Origin of the sequence: Eubacterium aggregans (assembly GCF_900107815.1) — a bacterium.
Taxonomy (GTDB): Bacteria; Bacillota; Clostridia; order Eubacteriales; family Eubacteriaceae; genus Eubacterium_O; species Eubacterium_O aggregans.
The window spans coordinates 57,913-78,191 of sequence record NZ_FNRK01000014.1 but is presented as its reverse complement, the minus strand read 5'-3'; the positions used below and the strand labels follow the sequence as shown (position 1 = coordinate 78,191).

Sequence of the window (20,279 nt, the reverse complement as noted above, 5' to 3'; positions counted from 1 at the left end):
GCCTCCACCATCCGCATGGCCGCGTTAAAAGAGGGCGACGCCTTCTTAGACTTCATCGGACCCCTGGGCTGTGCCTCAGAATTGATCAACGAAGATCTCGAAGCCCTAAAAGCTAAAAAGATTCTCTTTGTGGCCGGAGGCGTTGGGGCTGCCCCGGTTTATCCCCAGGTCAAATGGATGCACGAACACGGCATCGCCGTGGACGTCATCGTCGGGTCTAAGAATAAAGACCTGCTCATCCTGGAAAAGGAAATGGCCGCCGTGGCCGGCAATCTTTACATCACCACCGATGACGGCTCCTACGGCCGCCACGGCATGGTCACCCAAGTCATTGAAGACCTCGTCGAAGGAGGCAACCCGTACGACATCTGCGTCGCCATCGGTCCCATGATCATGATGAAATTCGTCTGCCTGCTCACCAAGAAGCTCGGCATCCCCACCATCGTCTCCATGAACCCCATCATGGTGGATGGCACCGGCATGTGCGGCGCCTGCCGCCTCACCGTCGGTGACGAAGTCAAATTCGCCTGCGTCGACGGCCCCGAATTCGACGGCCACTTAGTCGACTTCGACCAGGCCATGCGCAGACAAACCATGTACAAAAGCGAAGAAGGCCGAAAAACATTAGAACTCGAAGAAGGCGACACCCACCACGGCGGATGCGGGCATTGCCAAAGCGAATCCCAAGGAGGTGACAACTAATGGCCAAACGAATGGAAAAAGTCCCCGTCAGAGAACAAGACCCCAAGGTCAGAGCCACCAACTTTGAAGAAGTCTGCTACGGCTACAACGAAGCCGAAGCCGTCTCCGAAGCCGAACGCTGCTTAAACTGTAAAAAGCCCAAATGTGTTGCCGGCTGTCCCGTCTCCATCGACATCCCCCGGTTCATCAAGCACGTCGCCGACCGGGAATTTGAAGACGCCGCCAAAACCATCGCCGAAGCCTCCGCCCTCCCCGCCGTCTGCGGCCGGGTCTGTCCCCAGGAAAGCCAGTGCGAAGGCCAGTGCATCCTCGGCATCAAAGGCGAACCCGTCTCCATCGGCAAGCTCGAACGCTTCGTCGCCGATTGGGCCATGGCCCACGACATCGTCCCCGAAGTCAAAGCTGAACCTAAAGACAAAAAAATTGCCGTCATCGGCTCCGGCCCCGCCGGCCTCACCTGTGCCGGAGACCTGGCTAAAATGGGCTACGACGTCACCATCTTTGAAGCCCTCCACGAAGCTGGGGGCGTCCTCGTCTACGGCATCCCGGAATTCCGTCTCCCCAAAGACGCCGTCGTGGCCAAAGAAGTCGAAAACGTCAAGAAACTCGGCGTTAAAATCGAAACCGACGTCGTCATCGGGAAAGCCACCACCATCGACGAGCTCATGGAAGACGAAGGCTTCGACGCCGTCTTCATCGGAAGCGGCGCCGGACTCCCTAAATTTATGGGCATCCCCGGGGAACAAGCCAACGGCGTCTTCTCCGCCAACGAATACCTCACCCGGAATAACCTCATGAAAGCCTTCAAAGACTACGATACCCCCATTCATAGGGGCCACAAAGTCGCCGTGGTCGGCGGCGGCAACGTCGCCATGGACGCCGCAAGAACCGCCCTGCGCCTGGGAGCCGACACGACTATTGTCTACCGACGTAGCGAAGTTGAACTCCCCGCCAGAGTGGAAGAAGTCCACCATGCCAAAGAAGAAGGCATCGAATTCCACCTCCTCACCAACCCCAAGGAAATCCTCGTAGGAGAAGACGGCTGGGTCACCGGCCTGCGCTGCGTGAAAATGGAGCTGGGAGAACCCGACGACTCCGGCAGACGCCGCCCGGTGGAAATCCCCGGCAGCGAATACGACATCGACGTGGACACCGTCATCATGAGTTTGGGAACCTCCCCCAACCCCTTAATCTCAAGCACCACCGACGGCTTAGAAACCAACCGCTGGCAGTGTATTGTTGCCGAAGAAGGCACCGGCCAGACCAGCCGGGAGGGCATCTACGCCGGCGGGGACGCCGTCTCCGGTGCCGCCACCGTCATCTTGGCCATGGGGGCCGGGAAGGAAGCGGCCGCGGCTATTGATGGGTATTTGAGTAAATAGTTAAAAGAAAAAACAGCGCGCACCATAAAATGGTATGTGCTGTTTTTTGTACACCTTATATTTTTTCCCCCTTGAGGTTTTGCAAGGCATCATCGCTGTTTTTAAGTACTTCTCCGACGATTTGGCAGTTTTCCAGATGGGGGCAGCTGCCGCAGGTACTCAGTCCCTTTTTCAATGTACACTTGCGAATCTCGCACAGACTGTCGCAATAGGGTGTTTTCACACCATTGGCCCGGCAGCCCAGGCAGTTGATCATTTCAGGTGTGATAGGGGCGTGATTCAGCTCAGCCCACTGCTTTGCTGTTTTTTTCCGCAAGGCATCATCGTTGCGGATGGTGGCTAGGTACGCATCGCATTTTTCGCAGTCTAATCCGCAACAGGCAATTAAATCTCTCATCGCGTTCTCCTTTAAAAGATGCTTTAATTTATTTTATTGTAGTTTGTTGACGGCCCTTCCCCTACTGGTGGCGCTTTTGTCTTTTTTGCCGAAGGCGTCGCCGCCGCTCTGCACGATGGCTTAAGAAGATCATCCAGAGGCCCAGAAGGGCAAGAAAGAGGCAGAATAGGCTCATGCCAATCTTTAGAGCCATGGCATCACAGCGTAAATAACCCAGGGTGTTGAGCCCCATATAGACCACCATGCCCCAGAGAAGTCCCCTAGGGAGACGGGGAGAGACCCGGAAATGGAATAATTCTAAGACAATTCCATTCATAAAGAGCAGGATGAAGAAAACAGCAAAGCCCTCTGCCTTCATTAAAGAAGCCTGACTGGTGATTGCCGTTCCCCACAGTGAGGAATAGGGGATAGTCCCAAAGCATACCAATAAATGAAGCAGCAAGAAAATACCCATCCCGAACAAAAGCACATATCCCATAATCCGTCGATTGTATAAAAGTTTTTTAGCCATACGCTCACCCTGTGTTTTTGATATTTAAGAAACCACTTTATCATATTATAAAGCTTTCCTCAAAAAATTGAAAGTTATATGTTATAATATGCACCATAAATATTTAAAACTTTAAAGCAAAGCAAAAGGAGAATAAATGAGAGTATTAGTATCAGGGGGTGCCGGGTATATTGGCAGCCACGCTGTTGTTCAGTTGTTAGATCAGGGATTTGAAGTGGTGGTAGTGGATAATTTGTCTGCAGGACACCGATGGGCTGTGGATGAACGGGCAAAGCTTCTGGTGGGAGACATCCGGGATGGAGCCTTTATGGATGCGCTGTTCCAGGATGAAAATATCGATGTGGTCATGCAGTTTGCTGCGAATATCGTGGTGGCTGAAAGTGAGAAGGACCCCCTGAAATACTATGATAATAATGTCTACGGCACCGTTGCGCTGCTTCAGTCCATGGTACGCTGCGGGGTTAAGAATATCATCTTTTCCTCAACGGCAGCCGTCTTTGGCAATACCGAGGTGGTACCGGTGACGGAGGATAATCCCATCGATCCCATCAGCCCCTATGGCAAGACAAAGGCTATGGTGGAAGAGATTTTGGAGGATTGCCGTAAGGCCTACGGTATCAATTACTGCGTCTTCCGTTATTTCAATGTTGCCGGAGCCCACGAAAAATATCCCATTGGCCAGGCCCTGGATGTCAACACAGCCCTGATTCCCCTGATCCTGGAGGTGGCTGCGGGAGAACGGGAAAGCATCGGCATTTATGGGAATGATTACGACACCAAGGATGGCACCGGTGTCCGGGATTTCATCCACGTGGTTGATTTGGTAGATGCCCATATCCTGGGGATTAAGAAGCTGATAAAGGGGGAAAGCGATATCTACAATTTGGGGAATGGCCAAGGCTTTACCGTACTGGAGATGATTGAAGCGGCCAGACGGGTAACCGGCCATCCCATTCCGGAGGTAGTCACTCCCCGCCGGGATGGGGATATTGCCATTTCCATCGCCAGCAGTAAAAAAGCCAAGACAGAGCTTGGCTGGGAACCCGTGTACACGGATGTGGAAAAAATCATCGAAACCGCCTGGCATTTTAAGTGCCGCTAATGGGGGGGATGGCGGACTCCAGATGGCAGTGCTGGATAATCCAGTCAGCAAGCCATCTTGCCATATAAGCCACCAGCAGCCCAACGATTATCCCCACGGCCACATCGCTGGGGTAGTGGACGAAAAGGTAAAGCCGGGAAAAGGCGATGCCCAGGGCAATGGTGAGGAGCCCCCATCGCAGCTTGTTTTTATAGAGACAAAAATAAGACCAGGCAGCGGCAAAGGAGGTGGCAGCATGCCCAGAGGGAAAGGATGTTCCCATGGGCGCAGGGATAAGGATTGGATAATTGTAGGCGAGATAGGGCCGGGTTCGGTTAAAAAGTGGCTTTAGGCCAAACTGAACCAACCCGGCGGATAAGGCCACAGATATTCCCATGACGATTCCCGCATAACGGGTCTCTTTTTTTGCCAATAATAAAGCAGTGACAATAATCCAAAGGAGTCCCTTATCCCCCAGAAAGGTGAAGCCCTTAAATAGGACATCACAAAAGGGACATTGCAAATCATTTTGAATACTGTAGAGAATGCCAATATCCATTAAGGCACCTGAATCGCTGCTGGAATCTCCCAGTCAATGGGTTCTTTACCGATGCGGGTGAGAAAATCATTGGTTTGGGAAAAAGGCCGGCTGCCAAAGAAGCCCCGATGGGCGGATAAGGGGCTGGGATGAGGGGAACGGATAATGCAGTGCTGCTTACCGGTGATCATGGGGATTTTCGATTGGGCAAAGGCACCCCAGAGAATAAAGACCACCGGGTCCTCCCGCTGGTTTAGCTGCTGGATAATATGGTCCGTAAATTGCTCCCAGCCCTGGCCCCGATGGGAGGCCGCTTGTCCGGCTCGGACGGTGAGTACGGCATTGAGCAGAAGGATTCCTTCATCCGTCCAGTGCTTGAGGTAGCCATGGTTTGGGATGGGGCAGCCTAAATCATCCTGAAGCTCCTGGTAGATATTGCGCAGGGATGGTGGAATGGCGACATCTGGCTTTACCGAAAAACTGAGGCCATGGGCTTGGCCTGGGCCATGGTAGGGGTCCTGCCCTAGGATACAGACCTTCGTATCGGAGTAGGACGTGAAATGAAAGGCATTGAAAATATCGTGCATATTGGGATAGATTGGTCGTGTTTTATATTCAGAGATTAAAAATTGACGGAGCTGTTTATAATAATCCTTGATAAATTCCTGCTGGATGGTGGTATTCCAGTCGTTATTAAAGGTGATGGACATTGAGTTCCTCCCATGAAGTGATACTCTTATTATAACAAATAAAGACGGGGAATTGAGGGGATTTCCATTGATTTTAAGATTTGTTATGCTATAATAATGTATACAATGTGCTCAGTAGGCCTAAAGGCCAATAGAAGGGAAGAAATACATGGAAGAATTGAAGGTCCGGGCACCGGCAAAAGTAAATATCGCTCTGGACGTTATTGGACGTCGGCCAGATGGCTATCATCTCATGCAGATGATCAACCATAGTACCAATCTGGCGGATGTGCTGTCTTTTAAGCCAGCAGAGGAATTGACATTAACCTGTGATGAGGAGACGGTTCCCCTTGGCCCTTCGAATCTGATTATGAAGGTTGCCCAGGGGCTTAAAACCCGTTATGGAGTGAAAATCGGGGCAGCCATCCATCTGGAAAAGCGGATTCCCATGCAGGCTGGACTGGCTGGGGGCAGTGCCGATGCAGCGGCAGCCATTAAAGGTTTGAGTACCCTGTGGGGATTGGAGATGGATATCCAGGAGATGTTATCCTTCGGTGTAGGCATTGGGGCGGATGTGCCCTATTGCCTTTTAGGGGGGACCGCTTTGGTGGAGGGCATCGGTGAGATAATTACGCCCTTAAAACCATTGCCGGCCTGTACCATGGTGGTGGTTAAGCCAGCAGCGGACATCGCCACGCCCTGGGCTTTTGCCCAGGTGGATACCGCCCCATCCGAATATCATCCACCAGTGGAGCAGGCCGTAGAGGTTCTGGAGAGCCAAGGCTTTGAAGCCGCCTGTGAGTGGATGGGGAATTCCTTTGAAGCCGTGGTCTTTCCCCTTTATCCGGAGATTAAAATTCTTAAGGAACAAATGCTGGATGCTGGTGCCGCTTTGGCTGTCATGAGTGGCAGTGGATCGACAGTAGTGGGATATTTTATGGATGAGGCTGTGGCAGCCCAGGCCGTGGCGTTTTTTAAAGATCTGCAGATGAATCCCTTTTTAGCAAGAATAGAATAGAGGTTGAAATTGAAAGAAGAAAAGGAAACACGGAGAAAGCTTTCCCTGGATACCAGTAATTGTAAGTCCCTCCGGGAGATTGTTTTTGAGACCATTCGAAATGCCATTATCCAGGGGGAACTCAAGCCTGGAGAACGATTGATGGAGGTACAGCTGGCCAGTGAGATGGGCGTAAGCCGGACCCCTGTCCGGGAATCCATCCGTAAATTGGAGCTGGAGGGCCTGGTCTGCATGATTCCCAGAAAGGGGGCCTATGTTACCCCTATGTCTATCAAGGATCTCCAGGAAATGATGCAGATCAGGAGGGCTCTGGAAATTTTAGTGGCAGAGTTGGCCGCTAAAAATGCCACCGAGGCAGAAATCGAAAAAATGCGGGAAAGCAATAGGGGATTTGAAGAATCGGCCATGAAGAATGATGAGGAAGGGATTATCAATTATGATGTCGCTTTCCATGAAACCATGTATCAATCCGCTAAGAATGATCGGTTGTTCCAAATGATCCATAGTTTAAGGGAACAAATGCTGCGGGTCCGGGTGGAGTATGTCCATAATATCGATGATAAGAAGCCGCTTATTGGCCAGCATGAATCGATTATTGAGAATATTGCCAAGCACGATGTCAAAGAGGCTGGCCGTGTTGCTGGTTGCCATATTGAAAATGCAGAGGCGGATATGATGGAAGTTCTAGAATAATCGAAGTAAAAAGATGGCTGCCAAAGGATTGTTAAAGGCAATATACTTTGGCAGCCATGTTTTTTTAGTCTTTTCGATGTTTTAGGGCACTGGGCAGTTCATCCGGAGGGGTTGGACTAAATTCCACACCACTGGGGTTGTAGGATCCATCCCGGCGGTCAGGTCGGGGCAGAGTCTCAATGGTGGTGTCGATTTTGGGCTTGACATCGGACACTTTCCGTTTGGTGGTGGGCCGGGCTTTCATTGTTTTTTGGGGAGGGGTTCTGCGAGACGCTGTTGTGCCAGTAGAACCTGTTCCGTGTTGCGGTTGCCCTTTTCGATTGGAAGGGGCAGTACGCTTAAAGGATTTTAACTCGCTTTTATCCCCGGGGAATTTATTGCGCCAAATGGCAATGACCAGTAAAATACAGCCGAGGACAACAAGGATATCCGCGATGTTGAAGATGGCAAAGCCGATGATTCGAAAATCGAAAAAATCGACGACGTAATGAAAGCGCAAGCGATCGATGAGATTACCAATGGCGCCACTGATGATGAAGGCCAGGGCAAGATTGATTTCAAAATATTGGCGTTTTTTAGGCAGAACGACGAAAAGATAAAGCAGGCCGGCAATGAAGACCATGGTAATGATGATCAGAAAGGTCTGCATTCCTGAAAGCATACTGAAGGCGGCACCGGTATTTTCTACATAGGTTAAGTGGAAAACATTTGGGATAATGGGCACAGTAGTGACCTTAGCCAGGACATTGACCGCATAAAGCTTGGTTAATTGGTCAACCACAATGCCAGAGATGAGAATGATAATATAGAAAAGCATGTTCTTTGCTCCTTTGCGCGTATGAATATTTTAATAGTATAACACTTCTTTCCATAATTTTGAAAGAATATTCGAAATAGAGTTTTAAAATAACCGCTGAAATGTTAAACTTAATCGTGTTTGGTTTTAATAATAGAAAAATTGGGAAGGAGGGAAGCCGTGCGTTTTAAATTAGATAAGCAATATTTGAAATATTATGCCTATGCCGTATTGGGGGTTATTTCAGTCATTTTGTTTTATAAAGTGCTGGATAATCTTGGATTAATCATTACAACCACAGGGCAAGTCATTCAAGATATTTTTGGGATGCTGTTGCCCATCATCTTAGGCGGCGTTTTGGCCTATTTTTTATTCCGGCCCATGCGTTGGTTTGAACGCAAGATATTCAAATATATCAAGGGGACACAGGCCCATCCGAAGAAGGTACGTTTTACAGCCATCGTTATTGTTTATTTGATCGCTCTCTTTTTCATGGTGGTCTTTTTATATATCCTGATTCCCTCCATTGTGGAGAGTGTCATTAATCTGGCGGGACATATCCCCCAATATACTTGGGAAATCAATCGATTTTTAGATCAACTTTCCCAGTCGGGAACAGCTTTGAAGGATTTAGCCGGCATTATTCGAGTAGAGCTGGCTAATTTCACAGATTTGACCCTTAAAGGATTTTTTGACAGCTTTGTGGGAGACCCTGGCAGTGTGTCCGGCTCCATGGCCCAGATGGGCAATATGGCTGTGCTTTTTGCCAAGGGGACAACTTCCTTCCTGATCTCATCGGTGGCGGTTTTCTTTTCCGGCTTTTATCTCATGTTGGATAAGGAGAACATTCAAGGCCAATGTCAGCGCCTGTTTCGAGCCTTGATGAGTGATTCGGTGTACGGCGGTTTTACCTGGGTGGTCCACACCATCGATGATGTGTTCTACCGTTATTTTGCAGGGAAAATCATGACATCTGCTTTGATCGGCCTGATTTGTTATGTGGGTCTTTTGATTTTGGGCGTGGAGTATGCGCCGCTTATTGCCCTGGTGGTGGGAGTAACCAATGTTATTCCTTATTTTGGTCCGATTATTGGGGCCATCCCTGGGATTTTGCTGACGCTGCTGTACAGTCCGGTTAAGGCTTTATGGGTGGCCATTTGGATTCTCATCGTCCAGCAGTTTGATGGGAATATTTTGGGGCCAACGGTACTGGGGCGTATTGTGGAGCTGAATCCTTTTTGGGTGCTCCTTTCTGTCATGGTCGGGGGAAGCCTCATGGGGCCCTTTGGAATGTTCATCGCCATTCCCTTTTTTGCGGTCATCAAGATATTTTTGGTTGAAGGTCTGAATCGTTGGGAAGCCCATCGGGAAAAGATGGCAGCTAAGGCTGAAAGAGAAGCGGTCACCATTATTGAAAAAAAAGAAGAAAATGAAGAAATATAGTCTGAAATAGAGGAGGAAACAACAATGGAAAATGTATTTGACGTTCTGAAAGAACGGGGTTACATCGAACAATGTACCCATGAAGAAGAAATTGTGGATTTACTGGCAAATGAGTCTGTGACCTTTTATATTGGGTTTGACCCAACAGCGGATAGCCTGCACATTGGGCATTTCATTCAGATTATGGTTATGGCCCATATGCAGCGCCACGGCCATCGTCCCATTGCTTTAATCGGTGGGGGAACCACGATGATTGGAGATCCTTCGGGTCGAACGGATATGCGTCAGGTCATGACCCGGGAGCGGATTGCTGATAATGCTGAAAAATTTAAAAAAATCTTTGAAAAATTCCTGACCTTTGAAGATGATAAGGCCATTATGGTCGATAATGCCGATTGGATTCTGGACCTTAATTATATTAATTTCCTCCGGGATATCGGGTCTCATTTTTCTGTTAATCGGATGCTTGCCGCAGATTGCTACAAAAGCCGGATGGAGCAGGGACTGACCTTCCTGGAATTCAACTACATGCTGCTCCAGGCTTATGATTTCTACAAGCTGCACCAAAAGTATGGCTGTAAAATGGAATTTGGGGGCAATGACCAATGGTCCAATATTATTGCTGGGGTAGAGCTGGTGCGAAAGAAGGATGCCCAGTCTGTTTATGGCATGACCTTCTCCCTGCTGACCACCAGCGAGGGCATCAAGATGGGGAAAACGGCCAAGGGGGCCTTGTGGCTCGACCCGGAAAAGACCTCTCCCTACGAATTCTACCAGTACTGGCGGAACGTGGCTGATGCCGATGTGCAGAAATGTCTGGCGTTACTGACCTTCCTGCCCATGGATGAGGTACGCCGATTAGGAGCCCTGGAGGGTGCCGAAATCAACCATGCCAAGGAGGTCCTGGCCTACGAGGTAACGGCTATGATTCACGGCAAGGAAGAGGCTGAAAAGGCCCAGGATGCCGCTCGAAAGGCCTTCTCAGGGAATCAGACGGATGCCGAAATCCCCACCGTTGAGGTAGGGGCGGATATCGTTGGTGATGGCATTGAAATTCTAAGCCTGCTGGCGGAATCCGGCATTGTCCCCAGCCGTGGGGAGGCCCGCCGTTTGGTCCAGCAAAATGGTATCGAAGTGAAGGGTGAAAAGGTGACGGATATCAAGACGACCTACACCGCCGATGATTTTGCAGAGGGAGGCTTTGTTGTGAAAAAAGGCAAAAAAGTCTACCGTCGGATTGTGCTGGTGTAGCATGGCGCAGATGAGTTCGAAGCCTGTCCGGGGCACCCGGGATATTTTACCGGATGAAATGCTCATTCGGGATACCCTGGAGCAAAAAATTCTGTCCATTTACCGGGCCCATGGCTTTACCCGCATGGAGACCCCGGCCCTGGAAAATATCGATTTACTCCTAGGCAGCGACGGCGGCGAAAACCTGAAGATGATCTTTGCGATTTTAAAACGTGGGGAAAAACTGAAGGTGGATGAAAACAGCACCGTCACGGATTTATGTGATATGGGTCTGCGTTATGATCTGACCCTGCCCCTATCCCGGTTTTATTCCAATCATGCTGAATCCCTGGAATTGCCCTTTAAAGCCATTCAGATTGGCAATGTCTTTCGCGCAGAGCGTCCCCAAAAGGGGCGCTTCCGTTCCTTTAAGCAGTGTGACATTGATATCATCGGGGACCCCACAGTAGCGGCGGAGATGGAGCTGATTACCACGACGGCCAAGGCACTTCTGGCCATTGGTTTTGAGGATTTTACCATCAAGGTCAACGATCGCAAGCTACTGACAGCAGCCATCATCCAGGCGGGCTTTGCCCCTGGGGATGTGGGTTCCGTGTGTATTTCCCTGGATAAGGCGGATAAAATCGGGACAGAAGGGGTTGTGGCGGAGCTGGTGGAAAAGGGCTACGATACCGCCATGGTCTCAGATTTTGTGAATAAAGCGGCCCAAATTACCCTGGATAATATTGAGGATTTAGTGGATGAACCGGAAGCCGTGGCGGATTTACGCCAGGTGATTGGAACGGTGGAAAAAATGGCGGGTGGACGGTACACCATCGCCTTTGATTTTACCCTGATCCGGGGCATGGGCTACTATACCGGCCAGGTCTTTGAGGTCAGCTATGGTGAATACGGCTCATCCATTGCCGGCGGGGGCCGTTATGATGAAATGATTGGAAAATATGCCAAGCAGTCGGTACCGGCTGTGGGCTTCTCTATTGGCTTTGAACGGATTGTTGGGATTTTGATGGAAGCCAAGGAAACACAGTCTGCCGGAAAACATCCTGTGGCATTGTTCTATACACCAGCAGATGATATGGCTGAGGTAATCACCTTTGCCGACAGCCTCCGGGCCCAAGGACACTGGGTGAACCTGGTGAGCATGAAGAAGAAATTTGGTAAGCAGTTAAGCCATTATGAAGAAAAGGGCTACGCTGGATTCCTGGTCTACGGCCGGGACGAGGGGATTAAAACATTTTAATGACCATTCAATTAATAGCGACGACGGCTTTCGGTTTGGAGAGCGTGGTAAAGGATGAAGTAAAGGATTTAGGCTACACCATCGATCAGGTGGAAAATGGCCGGGTGTATTTTTCCGGAGGGTTGGATGCCATTGCCCGGAGCAATTTGTGGCTGCGGTGTGCTGACCGGGTTCTCTTAGTCATGGGAACCTTCCGGGCCACCACCTTTGACGCTCTGTTTGAAGCCACAAAGGCCTTGCCCTGGGAGCGCTGGATTCCGGAGGACGGCATTTTTCCGGCGGCTAAAATCACCTCGGTTAAATCCACGCTGTTCAGCAAATCCGATGGCCAGCGTATCGTCAAGAAGGCGGTGGTGGAGCGGCTCAAGATGGCCTATGGGGTGGAGTGGTTTCCGGAAACCCGGGGCCATTACCCCATCCACATCCAGATCCTTAAGGACGAGGTGGTTCTTTCCATTGACACCAGCGGCTCCGGGCTCAATAAGCGGGGGTATCGGGAGTATGGCAATGATGCACCCTTAAAGGAAACCATTGCCGCCGCCTTGGTCAAGCTGTCCCGTTGGCGGCCGGACCGTTACTTCCTCGATCCCCTTTGTGGCTCCGGGACCATCGTCATCGAGGCCGCCATGATTGGGAAGAATATGGCCCCAGGCCTTAAACGGAGCTTTGTGTCCGAGGAGTGGGATGCCATCCCCAAGGATCTCTGGGCCGATGCCAGGACCCAGGCCGAAGAAGCCATCAACGATAAGAGCTTTCGTCTCCTGGGGTCGGATATTGATTCCAGAGCCCTTAAGCAGGCCAGAACCAATGCAGATTTGGCAGGAGTTGGGGATTTAGTGGCCTTCCAGCGTTTGCCGGTCAAGGAAATTGCCACTAAGCGCCGTTATGGCGTGATTGTGACGAACCCACCCTATGGGGAGCGCATGGGGGATAAGAAGGAAGTGGAAGCCCTTTATCGGGAAATGGGCCGGGCCTTTATGGCCCTTGAAGATTGGTCTTATTTCATTATCTGCGGCTATGAAGGCTTTGAAAAATGCTTTGGAAAGAAAGCGACGAAGAACCGAAAGCTGTACAATAGTACCTTAAAGACCTATTTCTATCAATACTTTGGCCCACTGCCACCGAGAAAGCGTTTTAACCCCGAAGCAGCAGGTAAAGACCCAGAAGTTGAACCAGCAGAATAAAGGGAAGACCAAGCCGAAAGCTTAAATGCTTGGTTTTGTGGTGGAAAAGGGTCATACCGAAAATGGCACCGATGCTTCCACCGACTATGGCAAGGGTGAAGAGGGTGGCTTCTGGTATACGCCATGCCCCCCGACGGGCCTTTGCCTTATCAATGCCCATTGCCCCAAAGGTGATGAGGTTGATGGCCGCACAATAAATGAAAATAATGGTAAAAGTTGTCATAAATTCCTCCAATTCTATAAAAGTATAACATGGAGGTCGAGCAAAACAAAAGAATGGATAAATTAAAATGAATGATAAAGTTAAAAATCGATACGGGCGTCAGCCGGCTCAGGAATCTGAGGAGGAACGCTTCGTCGTCGTGGGGAAGAACCCCGTGTTGGAAGCCATGCGGGCCGAACAGGCAGTGGATAAGCTTCTGGTGATGAAGGATAATAAGGATCATGTCCTTGGTGACATCATGGATAAAGCCCGGAAACGGGGAATCCTGGTGCAAACCGTAGACCGTGCCAAGCTGGATGCCATCTCTGAGGGCCAGCGCCATCAGGGCGTAGCGGCACTCATGGCACCCTTTCCTTACAAGAGCCTGGAGGATGTACTGGCTTATGCCCAGTCCAAGGGGGAAGAGCCCCTGGTGGTCATTCTGGACCATTTGACAGACCCCCATAATCTAGGAGCCATTATAAGGAGTGCCAACCTCTGTGGTGCCCATGGGATTATTCTGCCCAAGCGGCGCTCCGCGTCCTTATCGCCGGCAGCGGTTAAAGCTTCTTCTGGTGCGGTGGCGTATATCCCGGTGGTAAAGGTGAATAACCTGTCCCAATGTATGGATACCCTTAAGGAAAAGGGCTTTTGGATTGCGGCGGCGGATATGGAAGGTGCACCTTATTACAAAAATGATTTTAAGGGGAAGATGGCCATCGTCATCGGGAATGAAGGCAAGGGTGTGAGCCCCAAGGTTAAAAGCCAGTGCGATTTCACAACCTCCATCCCACTTTATGGGGATATCGATTCCTTTAACGCATCGGCGGCCGCGGCCATTCTCCTTGCGGAGGCAGCCCGTCAACGGCACCAATAAAAAACGGAGTTTTAGGCATGAAGACCATTTTAATCGTGGATGGCTATAATATCATCCATCAGCAGAAGGATGATCCCAATACGGAAGATTTTAATCTTGAAGCAGCCCGGGAAGACCTCATCGAAGGTCTGGGGAATTACAGTGGGTATATGGGGTATGAAACCGTGGTGGTCTTTGATGCCTACACCCAGGATGGTCCTGGGGAAAGGGAGACCCTCCGGGGGAATATCCGGGTGGTCTATACCCCAAAGGATGTAACTGCAGATAGCTATATTGAGCGAATGGTTTACGAAACCCCCAAGCTGGTTCCGGTGAAGGTAGCGACCTCGGACTTTACCCTCCAACAGGTAGTTTTAGCTTTGGGGGCCGAGCGCCTTTCGGCCAGAGAGCTTATGGAAGCAATGACGCAATCCCGGGGGATTCTACCGAGGCAGATGGAAAAACACCGGGTGATGGGCATCAATCAACTGCATGAACATATGGATGAAACTGTGCGAAATCAACTGGAGAGTATCCGTCGTGGGGATGATTAAAAAAAAGTAAAAAAAAGGGTTAAAAAAAGCTAAAAGGGGGTTGACTTCTTTTATAAAACAGGGTATCATATAGAAGCTGTCGACGATGACAGGAAAAAGCCAATATCTTACGGGGAGATGCCCGAGTGGCTAAAGGGGGCGGACTGTAAATCCGTTGACTAAGTCTACGATGGTTCGAATCCATCTCTCCCCACCATTTAAATACTTTTCGCCTTTGTAGCTCAGTAGGTAGAGCACATCCATGGTAAGGATGGGGTCAGCGGTTCGAATCCGCTCAAAGGCTCCACTAGAAAAGTTGCGGGAAACCCGCTAAAATAAAGGAAACCAGCCGGTTTATGGCTGGTTTTTTAGTGTCCGTGATTATGAATGCGACAGAAAAAAAGACATTTCGTAAGCCGAAATGTCCTTGAATTTAACTGCTTATTGGGGATCTATGTCATAGAATAGATAATCCTGCAGTTCCTTAGAAACAGTGGGGATATCAAAGACTAGGTAATAAACGCCGTCAATATATTGCCCATCTCCTTCACCATCCCGGGGAAAACGCATTTGTTGGATTCCCTGCTTGGCAAGGGTGCCGTAGGCGGTGGATAGCCCGATAATATCGTTTGTGGATAGGTTTGTGGTAATATAGGGAGCAAGTTGGCTGATTAAATCAGGCCAGGTACTCATCGGCTGCTTAAGGATGCCGATCATCAATTGATTGAGTACGGTTCGCTGACGTTCCGTTCGTTTGAAGTCATTGCCACTGGCGTATCGAATTCGGGAGTATGCCAAGGCTTGCTCACCGGATAAGGTTTGAGTACCTGCTCCAGAAATTCCAGGGATTTGTCCGGTAGCCGCTTCTTCAGCCGTAATTTCAATATTGACACCACCGAGCTGATCGATGATGACAGGCATAGATGTAAAATCGACGGCCATAAAATCGGTGATGTTGAGACCAAAATTTTGGTTCAGAGTTTTTATGGCGAGCTCTGGGCCGCCAAAGGCATAGGCGTGGTTGATTTTATCCATACCGTGATCCTCAATATTGACGTAAGAGTCCCGCATAATCGAGGTTAACTTCATGACTTTATGATCCGGATCAATGGTTAAAATCATAATTGCATCAGATCGGCCTGTGCCACCCTCTTCGGTGTCGATACCATACAGCGCAATATTGACAACGTTGCGATTATCTGTTGTTGCGTCTAAATCACTGGTGTCCACACTGACCTGGTTGATTTGACCGATGGTGCTATGGACCTTTGCATAGATGATGAGTCCAGTAATCAGAACAAGTAAAAGAACAATACCTGCAATAATCAAACCGATATGTTTTTTCTTTTTACCAGAATCGTAATGACGTGGGGCTTTCATCTCCGTTGTGCCATATGATGATTGGGAACCGCTTTTTCTGGATTTTTTAGGTTCTTTCATAAATTCTCCTTATTGTTTTCAAAAATTCGATAATATTATACCATAAAGGATCTGATAGATGAAAAGAAACTATAGAAATTTGCAGATAATGCGATTTTGGTTAGAATTTAAATCGAGATTAATGGATTCTATTTTCGAACTGTGATAAAATATATGAAAATGAATCATTCTTAAGGAGAAGGAGCATGAAGAAACGTATTATTGTAAAAGGAGATTATGAGCCGTTAACGCAAAATATCCGAATTGCATTACTTCGGGTGGGTTTTAAAAATGTAATTTTTGAAGAAGAGCAAAGACAATTTACTTGTATGGGTAGAGATGGCTTGACGAGGATAACCTTAGATCTGGTGGATGCTGAGCATACGGCTATTGTTATAAGGGCTTCTCAATGGGATATCAAGCAAGTCAAGGAGGGACTCATTCTTCAATCGGGGAATCCACTATCAGATGATGAAGTCGAGGAGTTTCAATGGCCAGAAGCGGATGCTTCTTTTGAAGCAGCCTCTGGACTACAATCTGAAAATGATTCGTTGGACATTTTTGCTGCAGTTGAAGCAAAGGCAGATGATCAAAAAATCAATACAATGGATTTAGATGATGGTGAGGATGATTCTAACAGTGGAATCGTGGAGTATGGCAAGAAACCATTTTATAAAAAGTGGTGGTTCTATGGAACCTTTATCTTGATTATCGGTGTTGGAGCCTTTGTTTGGACCGCTCTAAGCCGGGGAAACACGAATCAGCCGGCACCACAGCCGACGGTTACGCCGGTGGCCACAGCTACGCCCACCGCAGATCCCAATGTTCCCCAAGCTTATACGACCGAGTTAACGAGTGGGGATTACAGCGTGGGGATGGATATTCCGGTGGGTGTATATCAGATGGTGGCAGCTAGTGGACGAGGAACCATCGATACCGAAAGTGATGCCCTTTCGGAAGCAATGACCATGGACAGCACAGGAAGTAACGGCGTCACAACGGTTGAAGCCTTAGATTTGGTCCAGGGGGATATATTAAAGATACGAGGGACGCTGCAGCTCAAACTTGAGAGCGAGGCAGCCCTTGTCAATGCTCGAACAAAGCGGAAGGTGACAGAGTCCACCCACTATACCCTGGATTCCGGTTTTTCCTATCAATCTGGCGTGGAATTCCCAGCAGGGACTTATAATTTAAAGGCAATAAGGGGTTCTGGCGTCATTCGCACAGCTGGAGAATTTAGTGTGACCGAGAATATGGGCAGCACGGAAGACCGCACCATGGTGACTGAAATGAAGAACATTCAACTGCCCCAGGGCACCACCCTTTTCCTTGAAGGGGTGTCAGTTGAACTGATTCCGGTGGGAGAATAGATTGAAACTGGAGCAAAAAGCATGGGGACTCATTGCAGTGGCTTGGATGTTGATTATATTTGGTTTCTCGGCCCAGGATGCCGCGGCCTCTTCAGAAATGAGCGGTGGAATCGTCGATACGGTGGTTCATGTTATCTCAGGATTATCGGAGGCTATTTTAGGAACCTCGGTATTGGTGGATGCCGAGGGGCTTACCTTTATCATTCGTAAATGTGCCCATGGATTTCTGTACTTTATCCTGGGAATACTGGTTTGCCATGGATTGAGTATTGGCCAAAGGGTAAGTCTTAAAAAAGGGATATGGTCTGTTTTAATCGGCCTGGTGTATGCTGCCAGTGATGAACTCCATCAACGCTTTAGCTTTGGTCGAAGCTGTGAACTTCGGGATGTCTGTATTGATACCCTTGGCGCACTTCTGGGGATTATTTTGTATTATTTTTTCAAGAACCGACAATTGAATAAAAAAACTAAGGAATAAATTCTTTAAAACCGGCTAAGACCGGTTTTTTTATACAAAAAAATTCATTATAAATAAGTTTTTTTCTGGGAGAAGCAGGGCAGTACTTCCTCCCCTTTAATTTGTAGACTTGCACGGGGGGATACTTAAGAATTCTGTTTTGTGCTATAATGTAAAAAACATTTTAAGAAGGAGGCGGGATTTGCTAGCACAGGTATTGGCTTTATATGAACAGAGGGCTGGCTTCTTTGGGGAGCTGTTAATTCAGCACTTAGCCATCTCTGGTATTGCCATTCTCATTGGTGGCATCATTGGTTTAATCATTGGCATTGTCATCAGTGGCCGCAGGCGGGTGGCACCCATTATTATCGGGACAACCAATGTGATTTATACTATCCCATCCATTGCGCTTCTGGGATTTTTGATTCCAATTACAGGGATTGGCAATACGACAGCTATTGTGGCTCTTAGCCTATACGCCCTCATGCCTATGGTACGCAACACCTACACCGGTCTGACGGGGATTGATGGCGCCATCGTTGAGGCAGCCAAGGGAATGGGGAGTACGAAAAGCCAGATTATGGTGAAAATTCGACTACCTTTAGCCATGCCGGTCATTTGGGCAGGCTTTCGGAATATGGTGGTGATGACCATTGCTCTGACGGGGATTGCCTCTTTTATTGGTGCTGGAGGACTGGGAGTAGCCATTTATCGCGGCATTACTACCAATAATCTGGCACTGACCGTCGCCGGGGGGATTATTATTGCGGCCCTGGCCTTTGTACTGGACTATGTCCTGGGGTTTATCGGAAAAAAAATCATTGAAACGAGGAGATTGGGAGTATGAAAAGGAAATGGCAGTTGTCCCTTGCGGCGGGTTTGGCGGTTTTGATGATGCTGACAATCGGTGGATGTGGCAGTTCAGCGTCAGAGAGTAAGACGGTGAAGATCGCAACGAAACCGATGACGGAGCAGTTGGTTTTAGGTGAAATGATGAAGGAACTCATCGAGACGAAAACGGATTTGACAGTAGAGATTGCCAAGGGGGTTGGTGGCGGAACGAGCAATATCCATCCAGCCATGCTTAAAGGGGATTTTGATCTCTACCCAGAGTACACGGGGACAGCCTGGTATACCGTCCTTAAAAAGACCGATAGCCCTGATGAAGGGACCTTGTACCAACAGCTTAGGAAGGATTATGAAGATCAATTCAACTTGACCTGGGTAGGACTCTATGGCTTTAACAACACCTATAGTCTGGCCATGAAAAAATCTGTAGCTGAGCAATATGGCATTACGACCTATTCTCAATTGGTGGCGACATCCCCCAATCTGGTCTTTGGCGCTAATCCTGATTTTTACGAGCGGGAGGATGGCTTTAACGGTTTGACATCGACCTATGCCTTGAAATTCAAGGAGACAAAGGAAATGGACATCGGCCTGACCTATCAGGCACTCAAAGGCGGTGAGGTTGATGTTATTACGGTCTTTACCACCGATGGACAGCTGGATGATCCGGATTTAGTAGTACTGAAGGACGACAAGGGATATTTTAAAAACTACTATTGTGGAACGGTGGCCCGCCAGGATACCCTTAAAAAGTACAATGAGTTAGAGGGAGTCCTAAAATTGCTGGACGATCAGATCAGTGAGGCAGATATGATTAAAATGAACCATCGGGTTGAAATTGACAAGCAGGAGGATGCTGTGGTGGCCCACGATTTCTTGGTAGAAAAGGGGTTGGTCAATTAATGGCAGCGCCCATCATCACTTTTGAACACGTCGGAAAGGTTTATGGAGAGGCCGAGGCATTAGTTGATTTTTCACTGAACGTATTCCCCGGGGAATTCTTAACCGTTATCGGAACCTCGGGATCAGGCAAGACCACCTTTTTAAAAATGATCAACGGATTGATTGCACCGGATTCTGGAAGGGTCGAGGTTGAGGGGGAGGATATTGCCCAGGTTGATTTGATTGCCCTGCGGCGGCGGATTGGCTATACCATTCAGGGGGTCGGGCTTTTCCCCCATATGACCGTTGCCCAAAATATGGTTTATGTCCCTGATCTCAGCGGGCTTTTTTCTCCAGAAGAGAAAAGAGCCCAAATCGAACGGCTTCTTACCCTGGTGGGATTAGAGCAGGATTTGGCAGGACGCTACCCTGGTGAGCTTTCCGGGGGCCAACGCCAGCGGGTGGGGATTGCCCGGGCACTGGCAGCGAATCCCCATATTCTTCTGATGGACGAACCCTTTGGTGCAGTGGATGAAATTACAAGACGACGGCTTCAGCGGGAGATTAAAGCGATCCACGGGGAATTGGAGGTGACCATTATCTTCATTACCCACGATATCCGGGAAGCCCTCAAGCTGGGGGACCGGGTGGCCGTAATGGACGAGGGCTGTTTGGTTCAGCTGGACACCCCTGAGGCACTGCGCCAGGCTCCAGCCACACCCTTTGTGGCAGAGCTGCTGGGAGATGAAGGGAATGGGTGATTTTTTAAGTCCTTTCAGGTATAAT

The 20,279-nt window shown here is 49.0% G+C and carries 23 protein-coding genes and 2 tRNA genes; 18 read left to right on the top strand and 7 right to left on the bottom strand.

Features of this window, described 5'->3' with window-relative positions:
- Nucleotides 1-702: sulfide/dihydroorotate dehydrogenase-like FAD/NAD-binding protein (locus tag BLW33_RS09240; RefSeq protein WP_090307962.1), on the top strand; the 702-nt coding region annotated here is incomplete at its 5' end.
- The gene (gene gltA, locus BLW33_RS09235; protein ID WP_090307943.1) at nt 702-2,084 is read left to right on the top strand and encodes an NADPH-dependent glutamate synthase; all 1,383 of its coding nucleotides are present in this window, start codon (nt 702-704) and stop codon (nt 2,082-2,084) included. The genes BLW33_RS09240 and gltA, both read left to right, overlap by 1 nt.
- Before the next feature lie 55 nt (nt 2,085-2,139).
- Here the strand turns inward: gltA and BLW33_RS09230 are convergent, their stop codons facing one another.
- Complete coding sequence (locus tag BLW33_RS09230; RefSeq protein ID WP_090307940.1) at nt 2,140-2,481, bottom strand: DUF3795 domain-containing protein; 342 nt, start codon at nt 2,479-2,481, stop codon at nt 2,140-2,142.
- Nucleotides 2,482-2,542: 61 nt separating this feature from the next.
- Nucleotides 2,543-2,992 (bottom strand): hypothetical protein, encoded by a 450-nt coding sequence (locus BLW33_RS09225; protein ID WP_090307937.1) that lies wholly within the window; start codon nt 2,990-2,992, stop codon nt 2,543-2,545.
- A gap of 136 nt (nt 2,993-3,128) precedes the next feature.
- Between BLW33_RS09225 and galE the strand changes: the two genes are divergently transcribed.
- Nucleotides 3,129-4,094: a UDP-glucose 4-epimerase GalE gene (gene galE, locus BLW33_RS09220; protein WP_090307934.1), complete on the top strand. Its 966-nt coding sequence runs from the start codon at nt 3,129-3,131 to the stop codon at nt 4,092-4,094.
- Here galE and BLW33_RS09215 read toward each other — a convergent pair.
- On the bottom strand, nt 4,081-4,632 hold the full coding sequence (locus tag BLW33_RS09215; protein WP_090307932.1) for a phosphatase PAP2 family protein: 552 nt from the start codon (nt 4,630-4,632) through the stop codon (nt 4,081-4,083). The two genes, galE and BLW33_RS09215, sit on opposite strands and share 14 nt — an antisense overlap.
- Nucleotides 4,632-5,321, bottom strand: coding sequence for a uracil-DNA glycosylase (locus BLW33_RS09210; protein WP_090307929.1), 690 nt, complete (start codon nt 5,319-5,321; stop codon nt 4,632-4,634). The genes BLW33_RS09215 and BLW33_RS09210 overlap by 1 nt, the downstream gene beginning before the upstream one ends.
- 148 nt (nt 5,322-5,469) lie before the next feature.
- Here BLW33_RS09210 and ispE point away from each other — a divergent pair, with 148 nt between their 5' ends.
- Nucleotides 5,470-6,318, top strand: coding sequence for a 4-(cytidine 5'-diphospho)-2-C-methyl-D-erythritol kinase (ispE, locus tag BLW33_RS09205; RefSeq protein WP_090307927.1), 849 nt, complete (start codon nt 5,470-5,472; stop codon nt 6,316-6,318).
- A gap of 9 nt (nt 6,319-6,327) precedes the next feature.
- Nucleotides 6,328-7,011: a GntR family transcriptional regulator gene (locus BLW33_RS09200; RefSeq protein ID WP_090307925.1), complete on the top strand. Its 684-nt coding sequence runs from the start codon at nt 6,328-6,330 to the stop codon at nt 7,009-7,011.
- 64 nt (nt 7,012-7,075) lie between these two features.
- On the opposite strand, the gene lspA is transcribed toward BLW33_RS09200, so the two are convergent.
- On the bottom strand, nt 7,076-7,828 hold the full coding sequence (gene lspA, locus BLW33_RS09195) for a signal peptidase II (protein WP_090307923.1): 753 nt from the start codon (nt 7,826-7,828) through the stop codon (nt 7,076-7,078).
- A 159-nt stretch (nt 7,829-7,987) separates the two neighbouring features.
- On the opposite strand from lspA, the gene BLW33_RS09190 reads away from it, so the two are divergent.
- The 4 genes from BLW33_RS09190 to BLW33_RS09175 are packed head-to-tail and all read left to right on the top strand — an operon-like array spanning nt 7,988 to nt 12,925.
- Entirely contained in the window at nt 7,988-9,250 is a 1,263-nt protein-coding gene (locus BLW33_RS09190) for an AI-2E family transporter (RefSeq protein ID WP_090307920.1), read from the top strand.
- 24 nt (nt 9,251-9,274) lie between these two features.
- The gene (gene tyrS / locus BLW33_RS09185; RefSeq protein WP_090307919.1) at nt 9,275-10,501 is read left to right on the top strand and encodes a tyrosine--tRNA ligase; all 1,227 of its coding nucleotides are present in this window, start codon (nt 9,275-9,277) and stop codon (nt 10,499-10,501) included.
- Nucleotide 10,502: 1 nt separating this feature from the next.
- Nucleotides 10,503-11,741 carry a histidine--tRNA ligase gene (gene hisS / locus BLW33_RS09180; RefSeq protein ID WP_090307916.1) on the top strand — a complete coding sequence of 413 codons (1,239 nt, stop codon included), beginning with the start codon at nt 10,503-10,505 and terminating at the stop codon, nt 11,739-11,741.
- A complete protein-coding gene (locus tag BLW33_RS09175) occupies nt 11,741-12,925 on the top strand; it encodes a THUMP domain-containing class I SAM-dependent RNA methyltransferase (protein ID WP_090307914.1) in 1,185 nt (394 codons plus the stop codon). The genes hisS and BLW33_RS09175 overlap by 1 nt, the downstream gene beginning before the upstream one ends.
- Here BLW33_RS09175 and BLW33_RS09170 read toward each other — a convergent pair.
- Nucleotides 12,876-13,148, bottom strand: coding sequence for a DUF1294 domain-containing protein (locus BLW33_RS09170; RefSeq protein ID WP_090307912.1), 273 nt, complete (start codon nt 13,146-13,148; stop codon nt 12,876-12,878). The genes BLW33_RS09175 and BLW33_RS09170 overlap by 50 nt on opposite strands.
- Before the next feature lie 67 nt (nt 13,149-13,215).
- Here BLW33_RS09170 and rlmB point away from each other — a divergent pair, with 67 nt between their 5' ends.
- The 4 genes from rlmB to BLW33_RS09150 all read left to right on the top strand — a co-directional run bounded on the left by rlmB (nt 13,216) and on the right by BLW33_RS09150 (nt 14,823).
- On the top strand, nt 13,216-14,004 hold the full coding sequence (rlmB, locus tag BLW33_RS09165; RefSeq protein WP_176966689.1) for a 23S rRNA (guanosine(2251)-2'-O)-methyltransferase RlmB: 789 nt from the start codon (nt 13,216-13,218) through the stop codon (nt 14,002-14,004).
- A 17-nt stretch (nt 14,005-14,021) separates the two neighbouring features.
- Nucleotides 14,022-14,537, top strand: a complete 516-nt coding sequence (locus tag BLW33_RS09160; protein WP_090307908.1) for an NYN domain-containing protein — start codon at nt 14,022-14,024, stop codon at nt 14,535-14,537.
- 111 nt (nt 14,538-14,648) lie between these two features.
- Nucleotides 14,649-14,733: transfer RNA gene (locus BLW33_RS09155), tRNA-Tyr, on the top strand.
- 14 nt (nt 14,734-14,747) lie between these two features.
- Nucleotides 14,748-14,823 (top strand) — tRNA-Thr (locus BLW33_RS09150).
- Between the two features lie 134 nt (nt 14,824-14,957).
- On the opposite strand, the gene BLW33_RS09145 is transcribed toward BLW33_RS09150, so the two are convergent.
- The gene (locus BLW33_RS09145) at nt 14,958-15,956 is read right to left on the bottom strand and encodes an LCP family protein (protein WP_242911641.1); all 999 of its coding nucleotides are present in this window, start codon (nt 15,954-15,956) and stop codon (nt 14,958-14,960) included.
- Between the two features lie 185 nt (nt 15,957-16,141).
- Between BLW33_RS09145 and BLW33_RS09140 the strand changes: the two genes are divergently transcribed.
- The 5 genes from BLW33_RS09140 (at nt 16,142) to BLW33_RS09125 (ending at nt 20,254) form a co-directional block, all read left to right on the top strand.
- The gene (locus BLW33_RS09140) at nt 16,142-17,305 is read left to right on the top strand and encodes a hypothetical protein (RefSeq protein ID WP_090307905.1); all 1,164 of its coding nucleotides are present in this window, start codon (nt 16,142-16,144) and stop codon (nt 17,303-17,305) included.
- Between the two features lies 1 nt (nt 17,306).
- The gene (locus tag BLW33_RS09135; RefSeq protein WP_090307903.1) at nt 17,307-17,783 is read left to right on the top strand and encodes a VanZ family protein; all 477 of its coding nucleotides are present in this window, start codon (nt 17,307-17,309) and stop codon (nt 17,781-17,783) included.
- Nucleotides 17,784-17,964: 181 nt separating this feature from the next.
- On the top strand, nt 17,965-18,609 hold the full coding sequence (locus BLW33_RS14350; RefSeq protein ID WP_242911640.1) for an ABC transporter permease: 645 nt from the start codon (nt 17,965-17,967) through the stop codon (nt 18,607-18,609).
- Complete coding sequence (locus BLW33_RS14345; protein WP_242911639.1) at nt 18,606-19,514, top strand: glycine betaine ABC transporter substrate-binding protein; 909 nt, start codon at nt 18,606-18,608, stop codon at nt 19,512-19,514. Before BLW33_RS14350 ends, BLW33_RS14345 begins: the two co-directional genes overlap by 4 nt.
- On the top strand, nt 19,514-20,254 hold the full coding sequence (locus BLW33_RS09125; protein WP_090307900.1) for an ATP-binding cassette domain-containing protein: 741 nt from the start codon (nt 19,514-19,516) through the stop codon (nt 20,252-20,254). The genes BLW33_RS14345 and BLW33_RS09125 overlap by 1 nt, the downstream gene beginning before the upstream one ends.
- The last annotated feature ends 25 nt before the right edge of the window (nt 20,255-20,279 follow it).